Genomic DNA, 17,917 nt, shown 5'->3' with positions numbered 1-17,917 from the left:
TCAGGGCGGGCTAGACGGCCCACCCCACAAGAATTAGATTGTTTTTTGACATTCTATTTAAATGCACAACAGCTTAATCTAAAATCTAAAATCTAAAATCTAAAATCGGATGAATCCTAATCCATTTGCCCAAGAACGCTTACTATTTGCCCCAGCAACCCCCGATGCTGATGCTATCCCGACTATTTTTGCTTTTCCCAACGAGTACACGGTGGGTATTACCAGTCTCGGCTATCAGATAGTGTGGGCCACTTTGGCTGTGCGATCGGATATTGAAGTGGGTCGTTTATTTACTGATATCAGCGAACAACTTCCCCGAAATCCAGAATTACTGGGATTTTCGCTTTCTTGGGAACTAGACTATGTAAATATTCTAAATTTATTGGAATCTCTCGAAATTCCGATTTGGGCGTCAAAACGAACTGATAATCATCCGATAGTATTCGGAGGTGGCCCGGTTTTCACGGCTAATCCAGAACCTTTTGCCGATTTTTTTGATGTGATTTTGCTGGGAGATGGCGAACATCTCATAGACAATTTTATTGATGCTTGTAAAGAAGTCCGTAGCGCCGACAGACAAACTAAATTGCGGCATTTAGCCCAAGTTCCGGGAGTTTACGTCCCCAGTTTGTACGAAGTAACTTATCTGGATGCGGCTGAGGGGATTAAATCGATTCATCCTGTCGATTCGGGAATTCCCAGTATGGTTGAAAAACAGACGTACCGCGGCAATACTTTATCTGCTTCCACTGTGGTGACAGAAAAAGCTGCTTGGGAAAATATTTACATGGTGGAAGTGGTTCGTAGTTGTCCAGAAATGTGCCGTTTTTGTTTGGCAAGTTATCTGACTTTGCCGTTTAGAACTGCGAGTTTGGAGGATTCGTTAATTCCGGCGATCGATCGGGGTTTAGCTGTGACTAATCGTTTGGGTTTGTTGGGTGCTTCGGTGACTCAGCACCCGGAATTTGAAGCGTTGCTGGATCATTTGAATCATCCGAAATACGACGGCGTGCGGTTGAGTCTTTCTTCGGTAAGGACGAATACTGTGACAGTTAAGCTAGCCGAAATATTGACAAACAGAGACAGCAAATCTGTGACGATTGCGGTGGAAAGCGGGAGCGATCGCCTCCGCAAAATCGTTAACAAAAAACTCACAAATGACGAAATTATTCAAGCTGCTATCAATGCTAAGGCTGGCGGATTAAAGGGAATTAAACTTTACGGGATGGCGGGAATTCCCGGCGAAGAAATGGAGGATTTAGAGGAGACGGTGGCGATGATGCGGGCGATTAGAAAAGCTGTTCCCGGTTTGCGGTTGACTCTGGGATGCAGCACTTTTGTCCCGAAATCTCACACTCCTTTTCAGTGGTTTGGAGTGAATAAAGATGCGGAGAAGAGGCTGAAGTTTTTAGATAAAGAATTGCGGAAGTTGGGTTTAGAATTTAGACCTGAAAGCTATAACTGGTCGGTGATTCAGGGGTTGTTGTCAAAGGGCGATCGGCGGTTGTCTCGGCTGTTGGAATTAGTGCGGCATTACGGCGATACTTTGGGCAGTTATCGGCGGGCGTTTAAGGAGTTGCGGGGACAGTTGCCGGAGATGAATTTTTATGTTTTTCAAGAGTGGGAATTGGAGCAGGTTTTGCCTTGGAGTCATTTAAAAGGACCGCTACCGGAGGCGACTTTGAAGAAGCATTTGGCTGAGGCGATGAGTCATACAACACGACAGCCAAATCAAGAATGTGAGAATTCACTAAGTCGCGTTTAGTAAATTAGATTATAATAGCCTCATGCGTGTCATTAGCCGAAAACGACTAAAAGAATTTTGGGAAACACACCCCAATGCTGAAACAAGTCTGTTGCTATGGTATCAGCGTAGCTGTGATGCTGAATGGCAAAGTTTAGTAGATATTCGTAAAGTATTTCCTTCGGCTGACTTAGTAGGTAGCTTTACGGTATTTAATATTGGTGGCAATAACTATCGGTTAATTGCTTTTATCGATTATGAATACCAGATAGTGTTTGTCCGCTGTGTTTTAACTCATGCAGAATATAATAAGGAGAACTGGAAAAATGACGACTGGTTTAAAAACTCCTAGTAGCTACTATATTGAGATAATCACAACTTTTCCACCGCGTCCCATTACTTGTGAAGCTGAGTTAATCGCTACACAAAATCGGATTGATTCTATTGTGAGTCGGAGAAATCTCACGCAGGACGATCGGGATTACTTAAACGTGTTGGGTACTCTTGTTTATGATTACGAACAAAAACATGAGCCAATGCCAGTTTTGAAAGGTATCGCACTACTGAAAGCATTGATGGTTGAAGACAATATTCAAGAAAAAGATTTGGTTGATATTTTTGAATCCGAGTCTTGGGTATCTGAGGTGATGAAGGGAAAGCGGGAACTGACGGCGAGTCAAATTCAAAAGTTAGCTAAGTTTTTCCATCTTTCCCCTGTGGCATTTCTTGAGTATAATTAATTGCCAGGATACTGGGATGAGTGACGCACTATAATATAATTATGCCCGAAGTCCAACCGAGAGAAATTCAGCGTTATACGACGCCAGATAACAAAGTGCCTTTCGATCAGTGGTTTGATTCGCTGAGAGATATCAATGCTCAAGCCAAGATTATATCTAGGCTTAACCGAATTGCTGATGGTAATTTAGGAGATTATCGATCCGTGGGGGAAGGCGTATGCGAACTCAAAATCAATTATGGGCCTGGCTACCGCATCTATTTTGGACAAATAGGAATAACAATTGTGATTCTCATCTGCGGAGGCGATAAAAGCACTCAAGACAGAGATATCCGCCAAGCTAAAGAATACTGGACAGATTATAGGAGTTAAGACAATGCCTAAAAGCCTACCTTATCATCCGTTTTTGATTGAATCTCTGAGAAAAAACCCGGCATTGTCAGCCGCCTATATAACGGCGACATTAGAGGAGGAAGAGCCGGAACCTGAACTGCTAAAACGAGCTCTCAGCGATGTAGCAGAAGCTTTGGGTCAACCAAAAATGACTCCTGAACAATATGAATTGCACTTAAAAAAACTGGATGAATTGCTGTCGCAGCAAGGAAGTGATGCGATTTATAATCTGGGAACTTGGCTGAATGCTTTGGGATTGAGACTAACTGTTGCTGTTTGTACTGATACAGAGGATAATACTGCAAATGCTGAAACGCGATCGCAAATAACTGTTTAACTTAATCTACAAAATGCCTAATTTTCGATATTCATCCCTAATTAATGCAACTGTTGAAACAGTCTGGAACTTTCACGAAAGGCCCGACATTCTGCAACTTTTGACTCCGCCTTGGCAACCGGTGAAAATCATTCGCCACGAAGGGGGACTCGATGTGGGTGCTGTATCAGAATTTCGCCTGTTATTGGGGCCGATTCCTGTAAAATGGGTGGCGACTCACACTGAGTGCGAACAATATCGGTTGTTTGTTGATGAACAAACTGAGGGGCCAATGGCACGTTGGGTTCACCGACACGAGTTTACAGCAGAAAATGGCAAGACTAGATTGACAGATGCGATCCTCTTCGAGGGCTTCGCTAACGCATTTTCGATTCCCGGCGGCCCGATTGTCGATTTGCTGTTAGGTTGGTGGGTGGAAATGCGGTTAACAGATATGTTTCGCTACCGCCACGAAGTCACAAAAAGAGAGTGCGAGAAAAATGCAAACAACGGCTGAATATTACTGTGCTTTCTGCGGCGAACCGAGTACAACTTTTGTTGATATCAGCGGTGGTATGGAGCAATCTTATATCGAAGATTGTCAGGTTTGCTGTCGCCCGAATGTTCTGTATGTCAGAATAGATGAAGATACCCTGGATATTGAAATAGATACTGACTATCAAGAATAAGTGACTACAAAAATGTAGGAATTGCTTGGGATTCTGACTTGGTAGAATTCATAAATCTTGAAGCTGCTGCTTCTACGAAAGCCTGAAAAATTCGAGAGTTTACCGAACAGTTTGGCGACATTTCTGGGTGCCATTGAATTGCTATCATCCAAGGGTGATAGCAGTGCTCCATTGCTTCTACCAAAGTGTCAGGTGCATCGGCTACAATTCGCCAATCGGATGTTACCTTTCGCACTGCTTGATGATGCCAGGAAACAACTGTTGTTGAAGTTTTTCCCATAATTTTTGCTAGCCGACTGTTGGGTTCAATTTCAATGGTATGCTCGATCGCGCGCGGGGGAATTCCCGATCCGTGATTAACCTCGTCTCCGTAAGCATCCGGTACGTGAATCACCAAACTGCCGCCGCTGGCTACGTTCAACATTTGCATTCCCCGGCAAATCCCCAACACAGGTATGTCAGCCTTCAAAGCTAGCTTTGCTAAGCTTAATTCAAAATTGTCGCGTTCTGCATTAACCGAGTAAACTGTGCGATCGACATAACCGCCATAAAGTTCTGGGTTGATATCTCCGCCCCCGGAAAAAATCAAACCATCTACTGCATCCAAAATACTAGCCGGATCTAATTGATTGGGAGGCAGTAAAATCGGAATGCCACCAGCCGCCTGAACTGCATCAATATAAGTTCCATTTAAGCGATATTCGCCTGCTGGACAGCGGTTGTATGTTGTGATGCCAACAATAGGAAATTTTTTCATTTGCTAGAGACTGGGAGATAATTATTTACATTCATACTCAGATTTGGCACTATTTGTAATCAGTGTTTCATGGGCGGGCTATAAGCCCAACCCTACTCCCCACAATAAAACTTACTTATTGTGAAACAGGCATCTTGCCTGTTTCTTCTCTGATTACTTGTGATGGATGATCCATAGATTAAACTGAAAATTACCAGCACTGCTGTCTAATTTGTAACAGTTTTAGTATTAGTTTCCGGCAGCGGTTTGCGCGTGCAAAGATAAGCCAACGGCCCGAACAGCGGCACTAATGTTACTGCCCAAAATGCTGTAGAGTTCTGCATTCCTCGGCGCGCCATATCGTCTCCTAATAAGGCAGGAAATAGTAGGCAAAGCATACAAAAATCTAAACTCATTACGTGGATAAAACGGCTGGTTTGCCACTGCTGAATAAAATCAGACCAATCGCCGTTTGTCAAGCCAAAGGCAACTAAACCAACCGCAGCTAATGTTAAGAAAATTCCAGTAAAACGGGAGTCTAATATCTTTAAAAAGATATTTTTATGATCGGCAAATTCTGGATTAGGTTCGCGCAGGGCTAAATAAGGCAGCAAGGCAACGGCGCCGACGCCAAAGGATAAAGTGGCAAATAACCATGCAGGTATTTTCTGGCCCCTGCCGTCAGCAAATAAGACGCAACTGTAGATGAGCGGCCAGACTCCCATGAGGTTGAATAACGCTACAATTAAAGGGTTGATGTCTGCTATTTTGCCTGTGGAAATATTGGTAATTAGTGTGATGGTTTTTTCAGGGCTGTCGGGTGGTGCAAATACAAAGGCGTAGGTGATAAATGCAATCCAAAGCAGCCCAAATCCAATTTTTCTGAACATAGTTAGTTTTTCTGACTTCTGATATTACTATAGCAAGCTTAAAGGGTTTTTGAATAATACTTTTTTTCTTTACCGCAGAGGACGCAGAGAACGCAGAGGAACAGAGGAGAATATTTGAATGTATTGCTATTTGGTATGGCGGGTTTTGGGCAGATTGCTAAATTTTTGCATAAATTGGCGATCGATCCAATCTTTCCAATACCACAACAACCGTGATTCCCACATGAAATTGCCGCGAGATGCGATCGCCCTTTTATTCCCAGTACCAATTAACCCTAGGTACTGTTCCTGCGGTGCAAAGGGTTTCAGCGGTTTTTCTAATAAAAACTGCTGCAAATTCTCAAACAGCGGTTTGCCCTGACGCACGGCAAAAACGCCTGCTTTGGGGCGCGGATAATTAACCATCGCAGCGATATCGCCAGCCCCAAATACGTTGGGGTGAGAGACTGATTGCAGGCAATCGTTGACTTGCATAAAGCCGTTTGAGTCGGCTGCTAAACCGGATTCTCTTATCCAATTGGCTGCCGATGCTTGTGTCACCCAAAATATGCGATCGCACTCTAATTTTAAACCGGATTTACAGGAAATTTGGTAATTGGTAGGGAATTGAGGATTGGTTTCCCTCTCGATTTTTTTTACAGCACAAACTTTTTCCTTTAAATGCAATTGAATGCCGCGACTTATGAGAATTTCTTGAAGGCGGCGACGCACCCGCTGATTGTGTCCCTGCATCAATTCCGCACCGCTGTGAAACAAATGAATTTCTAATTCTTCTTCTTTCTTCCCCCTTCCCTTTTCTCTCTTACGTCTTTCGCTGTACCTTAATATCCATCCGTTAAATCCGTTACACAATCTGTTGCCGAACCCTTCTTCCTTCCCCAATCGAGATTGCATATTTAATGCTAATTCTACGCCGCCGGCACCGCCGCCGACAATGGCTATCCGCAGCAGTTTTTGGAGAGAGTTTTGCCTTTCGGAAATTAACTGATTCCAGCTAGATAAAAACTCCGGTACGGGTTTAGCTGCAATTGCATATTCTGCCGCACCCGGTACAGATAAAGTCGCAGGAGTGCTGCCGATATCCACAGAAAGCACATCAAAATTAATCGGAGGACAAGTTTGACAAATAACTAAATTTTTGTTAAGGTCGATCGCGATCGCCCGATCGACCAATATTTGACACCCGGCAAATTCCGCGAGCGATCGCAAATCAATGTGACATTCATCATAATCGTAAAACCCGGCAACGTGTCCCGGCAGCATCCCGGAATAAGGCGCGTGCAGCACGTCGCTAATCAGAGTCAAACGCACACCGGGCAGCGGGTTGATACCGAACATTTTTAATACGATAGCATGACTGTGACCGCCGCCAATTAACACTAAATGTTTCACAATTACAGATGTTCGATCGAGATGTTCCAGCACCAATATTGTACAGCACTCGCACTCCTGGGGCCGCACTGTCCGGTAAGGAAAGCTGGCAGTGCGTAATTAATGATTTCCCAGCAGTTAGACAGAATCCTGTCACCTACCCTCTGTATCGCAGATTATACTTGGCTCAGTTGCGATCGCAGCACATCAATTCACCCATTTCAGTTAACCGATTCCACATTCAGCGCAAATGGCTGTAGACTGTAGAGCGAGCAAATTTTATCACCAAATTATGCCAGGGTGTGTTTCAATAGCTAACTCACCATTCAAAACTATGACATTACGCATCATTCCGCGCCGTTGGCAGCGATCGATTAAAACTCTTTTCCCGCTTCTGTTTGCCCTCTCATTCATTATAGTATTGCTGGCGAACAACTTCATTCCGGCGATCGCCCAGGAACCCCGCCAGGAAATTCGCGGCGTTTGGATGACGACAAACGACAAAGACATCCTCAGAGATCGTCGCAAACTAGGAGATGCTGTCAGCAAACTAAAACGGTTAAATTTTAACACAATCTATCCCGTAGTCTGGAATTCTGGCTATGCAATGTATCCCAGCAATGTAGCGCAGCAAAAAGACATTCAACCCTTTGTTTACAGAGGGTTAGACGGACAAGATACGATCGCCGATTTAATCGCTCAATCTCACCGCCAAGGCCTGCTAGTAATTCCTTGGTTTGAGTTTGGTTTCATGGCTCCTCCCACCTCAGAATTAGCCTTAAATCATCCCGATTGGCTGACACAAAAACAGGACGGCAGCCAAACATCAATCGGTGCAGGTGGCGAAGTAGTTTGGCTCAATCCCTTTCATCCAGAAGTTCAGCAATTCATTACCAAACTCGTACTAGAAATCACCACTCAATATAACGCCGACGGCATTCAATTTGACGATCACATGAGTTTGCCGTCTGAATTTGGATACGATGACTACACAGTTGCTTTGTATACCAAAGAAACAAAAAAAGCTCCGCCAAAAGATTTTCAAAACCCAGCATGGGTGCGGTGGCGAGCCAATAAAATCACCGCTTTTATGTCGCAGCTAAATCAAGCCGTCAAAGCAGTCAAACCCAATGCAATTTTCTCAATTTCTCCCAATTACTACGAGTTTGCTTACAAACATCACCTACAAGATTGGCTGACTTGGGTGCGTTTGGATATTGCCGACGAGCTAATCGTGCAAGTCTACCGTTCCAATCTAGAATCATTTGTAGACAAGCTTAACCGTCCAGAAATGCAAGAAGCACAGCAAAAAATTCCCACCGGAGTTGGGATTATGACTGGTTTGAGAAATAACCCAGTACCGATTCAGCAAATTAAATCTCAGGTGCGAGCAGTCCAAGAATACGGCTTAGGCGCCGCTTTCTTCTACTACGAAAGCTTGTGGGAATATGCACCCGAACCTCTAGCAGTTCGACTTTCTCAATTTAGTGCTTTCTTCCCGTCTTCTGCATTCCGAACAGCGCTACAAATACCCAGACGCGCGGCGACTTTCCCTCCACCTGCGCCACCAAAACCAGACCCCAAAGCTAAGCCAGAGCAACCTACCAAAAACAGCCCACCTTCGCCATCACCAACCACGTAAAAGAATTAAAGAGTCATCAGTCATTAGTAACTTTGTAGGGTGTGCCATTAGTCCGACAGTCCGACAGGGGTTTAAACCCCTGTCTCATAGCTGAAGTCGTCTAAAGACGACTGTAGCAATTCTATCAAAGCTGTTTTTGTATAGAGTTAGCGCAGAATATATGTGTAACTCTAATTTTCAAAATTGAGATTACTATTTCAGTCGGTTTTAACCGACTTATGCTATTAGACAGGGACTTGAGTCCCTGGCAGCCTGTGGCAGTATGAAACAGCTCTACTGGGGGCTAGGGGATACCGAATTATGTTCCTATAAAATATCCGTATTACCAACAACTACCATCAAAAAATGCCAACTAACCAAAAAATTTTACTTCCAAAAATGGGCTGCGGCACTTGGGCATGGGGCAACAGATTCCTCTGGGGCTACAATGAAAGTATGGACGAGGAATTGCAAGCCGTTTTCAATCTTTGTGTTAGTAACGGTGTCACTTTATTCGATACCGGGGACTCTTACGGAACGGGGAAATTAAACGGACGTAGCGAACAGCTTTTGGGGCTGTTTTCTCAACAATATCAAGGTGCAAATAAAGAGAGTATTTGTATTGCGACAAAACTGGCTGCTTATCCTTGGAGACTGACGCGACAATCAATGATATCGGCTGGCAAAGCCTCTGCGGCGCGCCTCGGAAAAAATGTAGATTTGGTGCAAATGCACTGGTCTACAGCTAATTACGCTCCTTGGCAAGAGGGGGCTCTTTTGGATGGTCTGGCTGACCTTTACGAGCAAGGATTGGTCAAGGGAGTGGGCTTGTCTAATTACGGGCCGAAACGGCTGAAATGGGTGCATCAAAGATTTAGCGATCGCCAAATTCCTATTGTTACTTTACAAGTGCAATATTCGCTACTTTCTACCTATCCAGTGACAGAACTTGGATTGAAAGATGTTTGCGATGAATTGGGGATAAAATTGATTGCTTACAGTCCTCTAGCCTTGGGGTTGCTGACGGGTAAATATTCCGAAAACGGCCCTCTTCCTAAAGGTATTCGAGGTTTGGCGTGCAAGCAGCTACTTCCGGGAATGCGATCGCTTTTGGAATGTTTGCGAGAAATAGCGGCATTCAGAAACAAGACTGTTTCGCAGGTAGCAATCAACTGGTGCATCTGCAAAGAAACTATTCCGATTCCGGGGGCGAAATCTGCGGCACAGGCGAGGGATAATATTGGTGCTTTGGGGTGGGAGTTAGACTCCGGGGAGATTGCCGAATTGGATAAGGCGGCGGCGAGTGTAGATAAAAAAATGGTGCAGAATATCTTTCAAACTCGGTAAAAAGACTCTCGCGTGGGGTGGGGGCGGGTTTATTTAAGCTGTCTGCATTCTTTAAATCTTTTGGTGAACCCGCCCCTACAGTTTTTTGACGGCGGGTGCAAGAGATCGAATTAAATAGATATGATTGCTGTAGGGGCGGGTTTTACAAACTATCATTGCCTAAAATCAATAATCTCATAAACCCGCCCCCACCGAATGACACAATCTTTCATTGATTCACACAAAACTTTTCCACACACCGCACAAACATTTCTACACCCATCCCCAGCGCAGTTTCATCAAAATCAAAACGCGGGTGATGGTGCGGGTAAGCCAAGTTTTTCTCTGGATTTGCCGAACCTAAAAAGAAATAACAACCGGGGACTTCTTGCAAAAAGAACGACATATCCTCGCCGCCCATTGTTTGACATTCCGGCACGATTCCTGCAGGAGTTTCGACAACGGATTCTGCGACGCCGCGCACCAATTCAGCTATTCTCGAATCATTAATAACTGGCGGATAAAGCGCACAATAATCTAATTGGTAATTAGCGCCGTGACTCTGACAAATTCCAGCAATTACTTGCTCGATTCGCTGTGCAAAATAACCTTGATATGCAGGATTGAAATAGCGCACCGTACCACCGATTTGAGCAGTATCGGCAATCACGTTGTGGGTGTGGCCTGCGTGGAATTTGCCGACAGTTACTACCGCTGAGTCGATCGGGTCAATATTCCGCGCGACAATAGCCTGCAAAGCGCTGACAATTTGGGCTGTAACTACGATCGAGTCCACAGTCTGATGTGGCATTGCACCGTGCCCACCTTTGCCAAAAATCGTGCAGTCAAAAACTTCCACAGCCGCCATCAGCGCGCCGCTGCGGACGCCTACAGTGCCCAAAGGTAGATTGTTCCACAAATGCAAACCGACGATCGCATCAACATCAGGATTCTTCAAAACTCCCGCTTCAATCATCGGTTTTGCGCCTCCTGGCCCTTCTTCGGCGGGCTGAAAGATAAATTTTACTTTCCCCGAAAAGCTGTGTTTGTGCTTAGCAAGATAACAGACAGTACCGAGGGCGATCGCAGTGTGGCCGTCGTGGCCGCAAGCGTGCATAATTCCATCATGCTGCGATCGATAATCCACCTCATTTTCCTCTTGAATCGGCAAAGCATCCATATCAGCCCGAATTGCCAAAACCCGCCCCGGTTTGCCGCTGTCTATAGTGGCGACAATACCAGTTTTAGCAATATTAGTTTCATGCTCAATGCCCCATTCCTGCAACTTTTGTGAGATAAACTGCGCCGTTAAATTTTCATCAAAACTCAACTCCGGCCTTTGATGCAAAAGGCGACGCCATTCGACTAGCTGAGGCTGCAAATTTCTAATTTCCAGCCGCAACTGAGATAAATCGACAGAGGTTAAATTCGGTAAAGTAGAAACCATGTTTTATTCTCCTTATAGCAATTTGTAAAACTCTCTCTTTTCTTTCTCTGTGCTCTCTGCGCTCTCTGCGGTTCAAATAAAATCTTAGTTTTTAACCACAGAGGACGCAGAGTACGCAGAGGAAGAGAAGAATGAGAAAGAGAGGTGTTGAGAATAGGGTTATTTAGAAGTCTGAGGAACTAAATTAACCCCTGGCAGTAACTGTTCTAAATCTAAATCTGAAGCAATTTTAGCTAATTTAGCAAGGTCAGTCGGGTCATCTAAATGCGGCAAAATACCCAACACAGGTATTTGAGTCAGCGACTGGATCAAGTCAACGGGCGCTAAATCGGCAATTTCTTGTTCAGAATAAGCTTTAACGCAATTGAGCACAATTCCTCTGAGCTTAAAACCAGTGTGTTTGGCGAGAGCAACATTCGCCACAGCTTGCCCGATCGCCCCCAACTTCACAGGTACTACCAAAACCCCTCTCAGCCGCCAATCCCTAGCAATATCGGCCACCGTCAGTTCCCACGTTACAGGCGATCCCAGCCCTCCCAAAGCTTCCACCAACACAAAATCCTTGCGTTCAGAGAGGCTTTGCCACGCTGTCCAGACCTTTTCGAGTTCGATACGTCTCCCCTCCCGTTCGGCTGCAATTGGTGGTGCTAGAGGCGCATCAAAGTGCAGCGGATTGAGTTCTTCGGGGGATTGGTCGAGGGAAAACAAACGGGTGTAGAGTTCGCGATCGCCCGTTCCTGTTTGCATGAGTTTCATAATTCCCAAACTGCGATCGGGAAAATACATTTGCCAATAAGCAGCCAGAGCGGTGGTCAAAACAGTTTTGCCCGCGTCGGTATCAGTTCCAGCAATTAGCAGCGAGTTCATTGGCAAATAGCTAACAAGTAATTGGCCTCAACCTCAGTCTAGGGGAATTTTGCCAGAAGTTTATAGTTCGGGCGATGGTGCGGGTGTTGGTGCTGGTTCCGGTTCCGGCGCGGGTTCCGGTTCCGGTTCCGGCGACGGTGCAGGAGTTGGTTCCGGTTCCGGCGATGGTTCCGGTGTTGGCGCTGGTTCCGGCGAGGGCGCGGGTGTTGGGGCTGGTTCCGGTGTTGGCGCGGGAGTTGGTGCTGGTGTTGGCGACGGTGTTGGCGACGGCGCGGGTGTTGGTTTGGGTGCGGGCGCCGGTTTGGGCGCAGGTTTGGGCGCTGGAGTCGGCGCTGGAGTCGGCGCTGGGGTCGGAGTTGGCGCTGGGCTTGGTTCTGGGCTTGGTTCTGGTAAAGGTTCTGGGCTTGGTTCAGGCAAAGGTTCTGGGTTCGGTTCTGGTAAAGGTTCTGGGCTTGGTTCCGGCAAAGGTTCTAGGGTTGGTTCCGGCAAAGGTTCTGGGCTTGGTTCTGGCACAGGTTCTGGGCTTGGGGTTGCCAAAGGTTGCGGGGTTGGGGTTGGCAAAGGTAGCGGGTTTGGTACCGGAGTTAGTGTCGGCGTCGGACTTGTAAGTGCTGGCGGTGTCGGAGTGGGTTTGGGGCGCGAATTGTTGAGAAATGAGCCGACTAAAGCCCAGGAACCGAAGCCCGTCAAGATTACTAAGCCGGCCAGCAGTCCGATCGCAGCAATGGGATTGTCCCAAAAAGTGTCGGCAGCAGGCTCAATTAACGGGTCTGGCTGGTTTTTTTGGGGGTGGGAACTCTGGGCGGCGGGCTCTGGCGGCCTGCCCACGGCCACCGTTGCTATTAGCGAAGGGTTTGTCTGCACCACTACTGGCGCGGGCGGTACAGTTGGCTGGCTAGGTTTAGGATTAGTTTGGGCGTCGAGTGCTTGGGCGACTTCGCTGACAGATTGATATCGATCGCCCGGAGATCGGCTCAACATCCGATTTAGCACCAAAGCCAAACCCGTGCTCACCTGCGCTTGCTGCTGCCAATTCCACTGCAGCGTTGTTTGATCGAGCAATTCCTGCGGTTCTTTGCCTGTCAGCAGGACGATCGCCGTTACAGCTAAAGCGTAGAGGTCGCTGCTGGCTGTTGCCCGCCCGCTTTGCAACTGTTCCATCGGCGCGTAGCCGATTTTACCGACTGTTGTCGCGTGGGCTGTTCCTTCGGGAGACTGGACTTTGGTGGCGAGTTCTTTCACCACTCCAAAGTCGATCAGCACCGGCAACTGGTCGTTTTCCCGCCGAATTATATTTTCTGGGGAGATGTCGCGGTGGATGATGCCGCGGGCGTGGATGTGAGCCAGTACCGGCAGCATTTGCCGGATAAATACCAACACTTCGGCTTCGGTGAAGGTGCGACCCTTTGAAGTTCGATCAAGCAACAGTTCGCGGTAAGTCATCCCTTCCACGTAATCCTGCACTAAAAACAAACGCTGGTTCTCTTCAAATATTGCTCGAAACTGGGGAATTTGTGGGTGCCCAATTTGGTAAAGTATTGCCGCCTCTCTTTGAAACAATTCCTTCGATTTTTCCAAAACGTATGGCCCGCTTTGCACCGGAATCAATTCCTTCAGGGCGCAGCGTTCTTGAAACCGTCCCAAATCTTCTACTAAATAAGTCCGGCCAAATCCTCCTTGACCTAAAATATTCACCAAGCGGTAGCGGTTTTGTAGGAGAGTTCCAATAGCAATAGGTGGCTGCATAAGTTTAAGTAGAAACTGTTAAAAAATAGACGATCGCTCACAGACTTAGTAATGCTAGGTCTTTAATGCTCTTGAGCATACTTCACTATCTGTAGTCCCCAGTCCCGACCAAAGTTAGTATTTTACATTTTTTATGACATTCTTGGACGCAATGATGGTCAGAAACCGGGTTTTTTCACGAAAACACAGAGGTTGCCACCTGCAGATCCGATCAAAAACCCGGTTTCTGCGTCAATATCTCAAGGGAGAAATGCACGATTTTTCGTAGAAACCGGGTTTTTTGGCCTTAGCCCTAATAAATTGTCGCCCCCGACCTAAGCCCTACATCTCTATAAAGCTTGAGATTATTTATGGGAGATGTCTACTGACTACTGACTACTGACTACTGACTACTGACTACTGACTACTGACTACTGACTAAGGACTAAGCTTTGCTTTCACCATGTCTTGAATTCTGTTACCGTCTGCTTTGCCCTTAAGCTGCTGCATTGCCTTGCCCATCACCTTGCCCATATCTTTTGCAGAAGTAGCGCCAACCGAAGCAATCACTTCGTCAACGACTTGACTCACCTCTTCGTCTGACATCTGCGCCGGCAAATACTCTTCAACAATTGCCAACTCCGCCTCCTCTTGTGCCACTAAATCTTCGCGGCCACCTTTGCGGTATTGTTCGATCGAATCCCGGCGCTGTTTGGCTATTTGCATCAAAATTTCCATTTCTTGAGCTTCTGTCAGCGTTTCTTGCCCGGAGGGACGGAGGCTGACTTCTTTTTCGAGAATAAATTTCTTGATGCCGCGAACTGTTTCCAAGCGAACTTTGTCCTTGGACTTCATAGCTGCTTTGATTTCTGCGTCAATGCGTTCTCTTAAGCTCATCGATTTCTACCTTGCTTTGCCCGATATCAAAAATCTGAAGTGTGCTTCCGATTCTTAACTTTTTTTACAGTATTTTTCCAGTTTATTGCCTGTTGGTGGCATTTTTATCGCCTTGAACCCGGATGCCTTCGGCTTTCGACGGAATTTGGGGGTGAGACTGCAAGTGCAGCCTCACCCCCAAATTGACTCACCCTAGAACTTTTAGACGCAGGGGCACAAGTGCGATCGTACTTCTGCCAGTACAGAGTTCGCTAGAACTCACATCTTGCACCATTCTCGCTTAACAGGCTGGACGACCTGTTCCACAAAGAGTAGATTTTCTTGTGGAACAGGCCGTCCAGCCTGTTCCTAAAAAGCTTATTGACAATGGTGCAACATTTCAGCTAGAACCCACATTCCACACCCTGGGGTGTCACACAGCATAATTACGCAGAAAACTCTATCTTTAAAGTAATAAATTATGCCTTTTAAAAGTAATTTATCCGTTAATATACGGTATTTTAGTATAATTTATAGTTTTATTGCTGGATCAAAATAAGTAAAAACCGATTGTGACCGTTGAAGGTGTCGAATGTGGGCTAGAAACCCGGTTTCTCGGACATATTTCTGCAAGTCCTATTCAATTCGCCTAACTTAACACTTGTGGTCGCCTCGAATGTTAAATCTCTTAAAAAATTGGCTGAATATTTCTAGTTTCAGATGGTAAGATAGCGATGGAATAAACGTCCTGCAAGAGGCCTGCTGTGATCCGTTCTGCTACTTTACCGCTTCCGCTTCCCGAGCCGCCAATTTCCGCCCATGACCGTCTGCGGCTGTTTTCCGGTTCTGCTAATATTCCCCTCGCCCAAGAGGTGGCTCGCTATCTGGGGATCGATTTGGGGCCGATGGTTCGCAAGCGGTTTGCTGATGGGGAACTCTACGTTCAAATTCAAGAATCGATTCGGGGTTGCGATGTTTACTTGATTCAGCCAACTTGCTGTCCGGTAAACGATCGCCTGATGGAATTGTTAATTATGATCGATGCTTGTCGCCGCGCTTCGGCTAGACAAATTACTGCTGTCATTCCCTATTACGGATATGCTAGGGCTGACCGCAAAACGGCCGGAAGAGAGTCGATTACGGCAAAATTAGTGGCTAATTTGATTACGGAAGCTGGGGCAGGTCGCATTTTGGCGATGGATTTGCACTCGGCTCAAATTCAAGGTTATTTTGACATTCCTTTCGATCACGTTTACGGTTCGCCGGTGCTTTTGGATTATCTGGCGAGCAAGCAATTGACGGATATTGTTGTGGTTTCGCCGGATGTTGGCGGAGTCGCTAGGGCGAGAGCTTTTGCCAAAAAGCTTGGTGATGCTCCCCTGGCAATTATTGACAAGCGCCGCCAAGCTCACAACGTGGCAGAAGTGATGAACCTCATCGGTGATGTCAGGGGCAAAACTGCTGTTTTGGTGGACGACATGATCGATACTGCCGGCACGATTTCTGAGGGCGCGAGATTGTTGCGCCACGAGGGTGCGAGGCAGGTTTATGCTTGTGCTACTCATGCGGTGTTTTCGCCTCCAGCCATCGAGCGTTTGTCTAGCGGGGTTTTGGAAGAGGTAATTGTTACGAATACAATTCCTGTGCCGGAAGAGAACCGTTTTAAGCAGTTGACGGTGCTTTCGGTAGCCAATTTGCTCGGAGAAACTATTTGGCGGATTCACGAAGATAGTTCTGTTAGCAGTATGTTCCGCTAGAGGGCAAAGACACTTTTTGAATGTTTGTTTTAGGGTGCGTTAACAAGAGTGTAACGCACCGTTTTTTTGCCCAATAGTGCGATCGTTTCCCGCAAGTAATCAGCCCAGGCTCATCTAAATTTTACTCTCAAGTCCCATCAAATTCTTGTGGAGTGGGCGTCCCGCCCGCCCGGAAAATACAATTTAGAGGTCGAACAGCTTATCAAGTTCCTCGGTAAAATAACGGCTATAACTTTGTAGGGAGGACTCAAGTCCTCATAAAATTCGCTCGGAGTTGAGTTTTCACTACGAACCAATGTGACGATCGCCGATCGCACTTGGTACCACCGGAACAAGAGATGGTAAAATTCTATCTTGTTGTTGGAAGAGGGCGACTTTTTTATATTCTAGATAAGTCTCATCACCATAAGGAGCCAATAGGGAAAAATCATGAAACATTCACTTGTACGAACAGTGGCCGCACTGGCAGGTTCAGCAATTTTAACACTTGGCGCGATCGGTTCGGCTAAAGCATTTACTTTTGACGAAACCGAAATTAACCAAGACCGAGTAATTGTCATCGCCCAACCCCGCCCTTCCGGCGGCTACCAATTGCTAATTGTAGAACAGGTATCTAACACGCGACAATGCTGGAGCGAAAGTGGCTCTAATCCCGTGAAAGTCGATCCATTATTAGTTAGTTTTGATTTCACCGGTATTTGTGGCCGTGCAACAGACAGCAACGGCTTTTCAATTCGCATGGCAGGCACCGATTTAGCATTAAAATACGCCCTGACTTTGGAAATTGTTGATGGCGATGTTCTACTAATTGGAACTCCCGTAGATTACCAAGGTAAATCGGTGGTAATAGGCCGCACAAATGGCGATGCTAACGAATTTATGAAAATCACTCTCGATCCTGCTTGGCGCTTGAGCAAAAGAGCTTATCAAGGCCGCACATTAGGTCACTTTTATTTCACTACCAATCAAGCCGCACCGGAAGAAATTGGCAATACCGGAGGCAATACCGAAGCAATACCGCAGCCAATACCAATACCAATACCAACACCGCAGCCAACACCGCAGCCAATACCGCAGGAAATACCAATACCGCAGCCAATACCGCAGGAAATACCAATACCGTAGGCAATACTGCCTTTTCTACAATTTGGAGATAGCTACCGATGATATCTACGCTTCCGAAATTAAAGAAGCTGTGAACCTGGGGTTTGTAGCCGGGTTTTCTCAAGATAATACCTTTCGACCACAACTTGCTGTTACCAGAGAGCAATTGGTATCTTTAGTTTGGGAATTCTTGAAATGAATACAAGGTGCTAATATCACATTTCCTAGCTATGTTTCTATCCCTCCCTATAGCGACGTTCCTATTTCCCACTGGAGTGCCGGAAAAGTTCTATTTGCGCGGGACAACAAGATAGTT

General features: G+C 46.2%; 21 protein-coding genes and 1 pseudogene. 14 read left to right on the top strand and 8 right to left on the bottom strand.

Annotated elements, in window-relative coordinates:
• The first annotated feature begins 109 nt into the window (after positions 1–109).
• Genes QUA88_RS25665 through QUA88_RS25635 form a run of 7 tightly spaced genes read left to right on the top strand, consistent with a single transcriptional unit; the run spans position 110 to position 3,881 of the window.
• Positions 110–1,765, top strand: coding sequence for a radical SAM protein (locus tag QUA88_RS25665; protein ID WP_333231535.1), 1,656 nt, complete (start codon positions 110–112; stop codon positions 1,763–1,765).
• A 22-nt stretch (positions 1,766–1,787) separates the two neighbouring features.
• Positions 1,788–2,096 (top strand): type II toxin-antitoxin system HigB family toxin, encoded by a 309-nt coding sequence (locus QUA88_RS25660; protein ID WP_333052186.1) that lies wholly within the window; start codon positions 1,788–1,790, stop codon positions 2,094–2,096.
• Entirely contained in the window at positions 2,071–2,484 is a 414-nt protein-coding gene (locus QUA88_RS25655; RefSeq protein WP_333052185.1) for a transcriptional regulator, read from the top strand. The genes QUA88_RS25660 and QUA88_RS25655 overlap by 26 nt, the downstream gene beginning before the upstream one ends.
• 41 nt (positions 2,485–2,525) lie before the next feature.
• The gene (locus tag QUA88_RS25650; RefSeq protein ID WP_333052183.1) at positions 2,526–2,855 is read left to right on the top strand and encodes a type II toxin-antitoxin system RelE/ParE family toxin; all 330 of its coding nucleotides are present in this window, start codon (positions 2,526–2,528) and stop codon (positions 2,853–2,855) included.
• A gap of 4 nt (positions 2,856–2,859) precedes the next feature.
• Positions 2,860–3,213: a transcriptional regulator gene (locus QUA88_RS25645; protein WP_333052181.1), complete on the top strand. Its 354-nt coding sequence runs from the start codon at positions 2,860–2,862 to the stop codon at positions 3,211–3,213.
• Between the two features lie 13 nt (positions 3,214–3,226).
• Complete coding sequence (locus QUA88_RS25640) at positions 3,227–3,709, top strand: SRPBCC family protein (protein WP_333207782.1); 483 nt, start codon at positions 3,227–3,229, stop codon at positions 3,707–3,709.
• Positions 3,693–3,881: a CPXCG motif-containing cysteine-rich protein gene (locus QUA88_RS25635; RefSeq protein ID WP_006635525.1), complete on the top strand. Its 189-nt coding sequence runs from the start codon at positions 3,693–3,695 to the stop codon at positions 3,879–3,881. The genes QUA88_RS25640 and QUA88_RS25635 overlap by 17 nt, the downstream gene beginning before the upstream one ends.
• Before the next feature lie 4 nt (positions 3,882–3,885).
• Here the strand turns inward: QUA88_RS25635 and QUA88_RS25630 are convergent, their stop codons facing one another.
• From QUA88_RS25630 to QUA88_RS25620, 3 genes are all read right to left on the bottom strand, one after another.
• Entirely contained in the window at positions 3,886–4,638 is a 753-nt protein-coding gene (locus tag QUA88_RS25630) for a gamma-glutamyl-gamma-aminobutyrate hydrolase family protein (protein ID WP_333052175.1), read from the bottom strand.
• Positions 4,639–4,844: 206 nt separating this feature from the next.
• On the bottom strand, positions 4,845–5,507 hold the full coding sequence (locus tag QUA88_RS25625; RefSeq protein ID WP_333052174.1) for a DUF2834 domain-containing protein: 663 nt from the start codon (positions 5,505–5,507) through the stop codon (positions 4,845–4,847).
• 126 nt (positions 5,508–5,633) lie between these two features.
• Positions 5,634–6,899 (bottom strand): FAD-dependent oxidoreductase, encoded by a 1,266-nt coding sequence (locus QUA88_RS25620; RefSeq protein WP_333052171.1) that lies wholly within the window; start codon positions 6,897–6,899, stop codon positions 5,634–5,636.
• An 8-nt stretch (positions 6,900–6,907) separates the two neighbouring features.
• Here QUA88_RS25620 and QUA88_RS25615 point away from each other — a divergent pair, with 8 nt between their 5' ends.
• The 3 genes from QUA88_RS25615 to QUA88_RS25605 all read left to right on the top strand — a co-directional run bounded on the left by QUA88_RS25615 (position 6,908) and on the right by QUA88_RS25605 (position 9,846).
• Positions 6,908–7,138, top strand: a complete 231-nt coding sequence (locus tag QUA88_RS25615; protein WP_333052169.1) for a hypothetical protein — start codon at positions 6,908–6,910, stop codon at positions 7,136–7,138.
• Positions 7,129–8,520, top strand: coding sequence for a glycoside hydrolase family 10 protein (locus tag QUA88_RS25610; protein ID WP_333052166.1), 1,392 nt, complete (start codon positions 7,129–7,131; stop codon positions 8,518–8,520). The genes QUA88_RS25615 and QUA88_RS25610 overlap by 10 nt, the downstream gene beginning before the upstream one ends.
• A gap of 345 nt (positions 8,521–8,865) precedes the next feature.
• Positions 8,866–9,846 (top strand): aldo/keto reductase, encoded by a 981-nt coding sequence (locus tag QUA88_RS25605; protein WP_333052163.1) that lies wholly within the window; start codon positions 8,866–8,868, stop codon positions 9,844–9,846.
• A gap of 208 nt (positions 9,847–10,054) precedes the next feature.
• Here QUA88_RS25605 and QUA88_RS25600 read toward each other — a convergent pair whose 3' ends face one another.
• The 4 genes from QUA88_RS25600 to QUA88_RS25585 all read right to left on the bottom strand — a co-directional run bounded on the left by QUA88_RS25600 (position 10,055) and on the right by QUA88_RS25585 (position 14,761).
• Positions 10,055–11,272, bottom strand: a complete 1,218-nt coding sequence (locus QUA88_RS25600) for a M20 family metallopeptidase (protein WP_333052161.1) — start codon at positions 11,270–11,272, stop codon at positions 10,055–10,057.
• Between the two features lie 159 nt (positions 11,273–11,431).
• Positions 11,432–12,139, bottom strand: a complete 708-nt coding sequence (bioD, locus tag QUA88_RS25595) for a dethiobiotin synthase (RefSeq protein WP_333207779.1) — start codon at positions 12,137–12,139, stop codon at positions 11,432–11,434.
• A 60-nt stretch (positions 12,140–12,199) separates the two neighbouring features.
• Positions 12,200–13,885, bottom strand: coding sequence for a serine/threonine-protein kinase (locus QUA88_RS25590; protein ID WP_333274488.1), 1,686 nt, complete (start codon positions 13,883–13,885; stop codon positions 12,200–12,202).
• Between the two features lie 417 nt (positions 13,886–14,302).
• The gene (locus QUA88_RS25585) at positions 14,303–14,761 is read right to left on the bottom strand and encodes a GatB/YqeY domain-containing protein (RefSeq protein WP_333207777.1); all 459 of its coding nucleotides are present in this window, start codon (positions 14,759–14,761) and stop codon (positions 14,303–14,305) included.
• A gap of 743 nt (positions 14,762–15,504) precedes the next feature.
• Here QUA88_RS25585 and QUA88_RS25580 point away from each other — a divergent pair.
• A complete protein-coding gene (locus QUA88_RS25580; protein WP_333207776.1) occupies positions 15,505–16,497 on the top strand; it encodes a ribose-phosphate pyrophosphokinase in 993 nt (330 codons plus the stop codon).
• A gap of 285 nt (positions 16,498–16,782) precedes the next feature.
• Here the strand turns inward: QUA88_RS25580 and QUA88_RS25575 are convergent, their stop codons facing one another.
• The gene (locus QUA88_RS25575; RefSeq protein ID WP_333274485.1) at positions 16,783–16,935 is read right to left on the bottom strand and encodes a hypothetical protein; all 153 of its coding nucleotides are present in this window, start codon (positions 16,933–16,935) and stop codon (positions 16,783–16,785) included.
• On the opposite strand from QUA88_RS25575, the gene QUA88_RS25570 reads away from it, so the two are divergent.
• The 3 genes and pseudogenes from QUA88_RS25570 to QUA88_RS25560 form a co-directional block, all read left to right on the top strand.
• Positions 16,927–17,622, top strand: a complete 696-nt coding sequence (locus tag QUA88_RS25570) for a DUF3747 domain-containing protein (protein ID WP_333052146.1) — start codon at positions 16,927–16,929, stop codon at positions 17,620–17,622. The genes QUA88_RS25575 and QUA88_RS25570 overlap by 9 nt on opposite strands.
• Before the next feature lie 22 nt (positions 17,623–17,644).
• On the top strand, positions 17,645–17,800 hold the full coding sequence (locus QUA88_RS25565; RefSeq protein WP_333052143.1) for an S-layer homology domain-containing protein: 156 nt from the start codon (positions 17,645–17,647) through the stop codon (positions 17,798–17,800).
• A pseudogene (locus tag QUA88_RS25560) lies at positions 17,801–17,914 on the top strand (hypothetical protein); the annotation flags it as partial.
• Positions 17,915–17,917 lie beyond the last annotated feature (3 nt).

Origin of the sequence: Microcoleus sp. D3_18_C2, assembly GCF_036702395.1 — a bacterium.
Taxonomy (GTDB): Bacteria; Cyanobacteriota; Cyanobacteriia; order Cyanobacteriales; family Microcoleaceae; genus Microcoleus.
This window is presented reverse-complemented; position numbering and strand designations above follow the sequence as displayed.

What these genes read in the sequence shown, in the direction of transcription:
- QUA88_RS25665 (WP_333231535.1), top strand. Translation starts at nt 110, where the DNA reads ATGAATCCTAATCCATTTGCCCAAGAACGCTTACTATTTGCCCCAGCA.
- QUA88_RS25660 (WP_333052186.1), top strand. Translation starts at nt 1,788, where the DNA reads ATGCGTGTCATTAGCCGAAAACGACTAAAAGAATTTTGGGAAACACAC.
- QUA88_RS25655 (WP_333052185.1), top strand. Translation starts at nt 2,071, where the DNA reads ATGACGACTGGTTTAAAAACTCCTAGTAGCTACTATATTGAGATAATC.
- QUA88_RS25650 (WP_333052183.1), top strand. Translation starts at nt 2,526, where the DNA reads ATGCCCGAAGTCCAACCGAGAGAAATTCAGCGTTATACGACGCCAGAT.
- QUA88_RS25645 (WP_333052181.1), top strand. Translation starts at nt 2,860, where the DNA reads ATGCCTAAAAGCCTACCTTATCATCCGTTTTTGATTGAATCTCTGAGA.
- QUA88_RS25640 (WP_333207782.1), top strand. Translation starts at nt 3,227, where the DNA reads ATGCCTAATTTTCGATATTCATCCCTAATTAATGCAACTGTTGAAACA.
- QUA88_RS25635 (WP_006635525.1), top strand. Translation starts at nt 3,693, where the DNA reads ATGCAAACAACGGCTGAATATTACTGTGCTTTCTGCGGCGAACCGAGT.
- QUA88_RS25630 (WP_333052175.1), bottom strand. Translation starts at nt 4,638, where the DNA reads ATGAAAAAATTTCCTATTGTTGGCATCACAACATACAACCGCTGTCCA.
- QUA88_RS25625 (WP_333052174.1), bottom strand. Translation starts at nt 5,507, where the DNA reads ATGTTCAGAAAAATTGGATTTGGGCTGCTTTGGATTGCATTTATCACC.
- QUA88_RS25615 (WP_333052169.1), top strand. Translation starts at nt 6,908, where the DNA reads ATGTTCGATCGAGATGTTCCAGCACCAATATTGTACAGCACTCGCACT.
- QUA88_RS25610 (WP_333052166.1), top strand. Translation starts at nt 7,129, where the DNA reads ATGGCTGTAGACTGTAGAGCGAGCAAATTTTATCACCAAATTATGCCA.
- QUA88_RS25605 (WP_333052163.1), top strand. Translation starts at nt 8,866, where the DNA reads ATGCCAACTAACCAAAAAATTTTACTTCCAAAAATGGGCTGCGGCACT.
- QUA88_RS25600 (WP_333052161.1), bottom strand. Translation starts at nt 11,272, where the DNA reads ATGGTTTCTACTTTACCGAATTTAACCTCTGTCGATTTATCTCAGTTG.
- bioD (WP_333207779.1), bottom strand. Translation starts at nt 12,139, where the DNA reads ATGAACTCGCTGCTAATTGCTGGAACTGATACCGACGCGGGCAAAACT.
- QUA88_RS25590 (WP_333274488.1), bottom strand. Translation starts at nt 13,885, where the DNA reads ATGCAGCCACCTATTGCTATTGGAACTCTCCTACAAAACCGCTACCGC.
- QUA88_RS25585 (WP_333207777.1), bottom strand. Translation starts at nt 14,761, where the DNA reads ATGAGCTTAAGAGAACGCATTGACGCAGAAATCAAAGCAGCTATGAAG.
- QUA88_RS25570 (WP_333052146.1), top strand. Translation starts at nt 16,927, where the DNA reads ATGAAACATTCACTTGTACGAACAGTGGCCGCACTGGCAGGTTCAGCA.
- QUA88_RS25575 (WP_333274485.1), bottom strand. Translation starts at nt 16,935, where the DNA reads ATGTTTCATGATTTTTCCCTATTGGCTCCTTATGGTGATGAGACTTAT.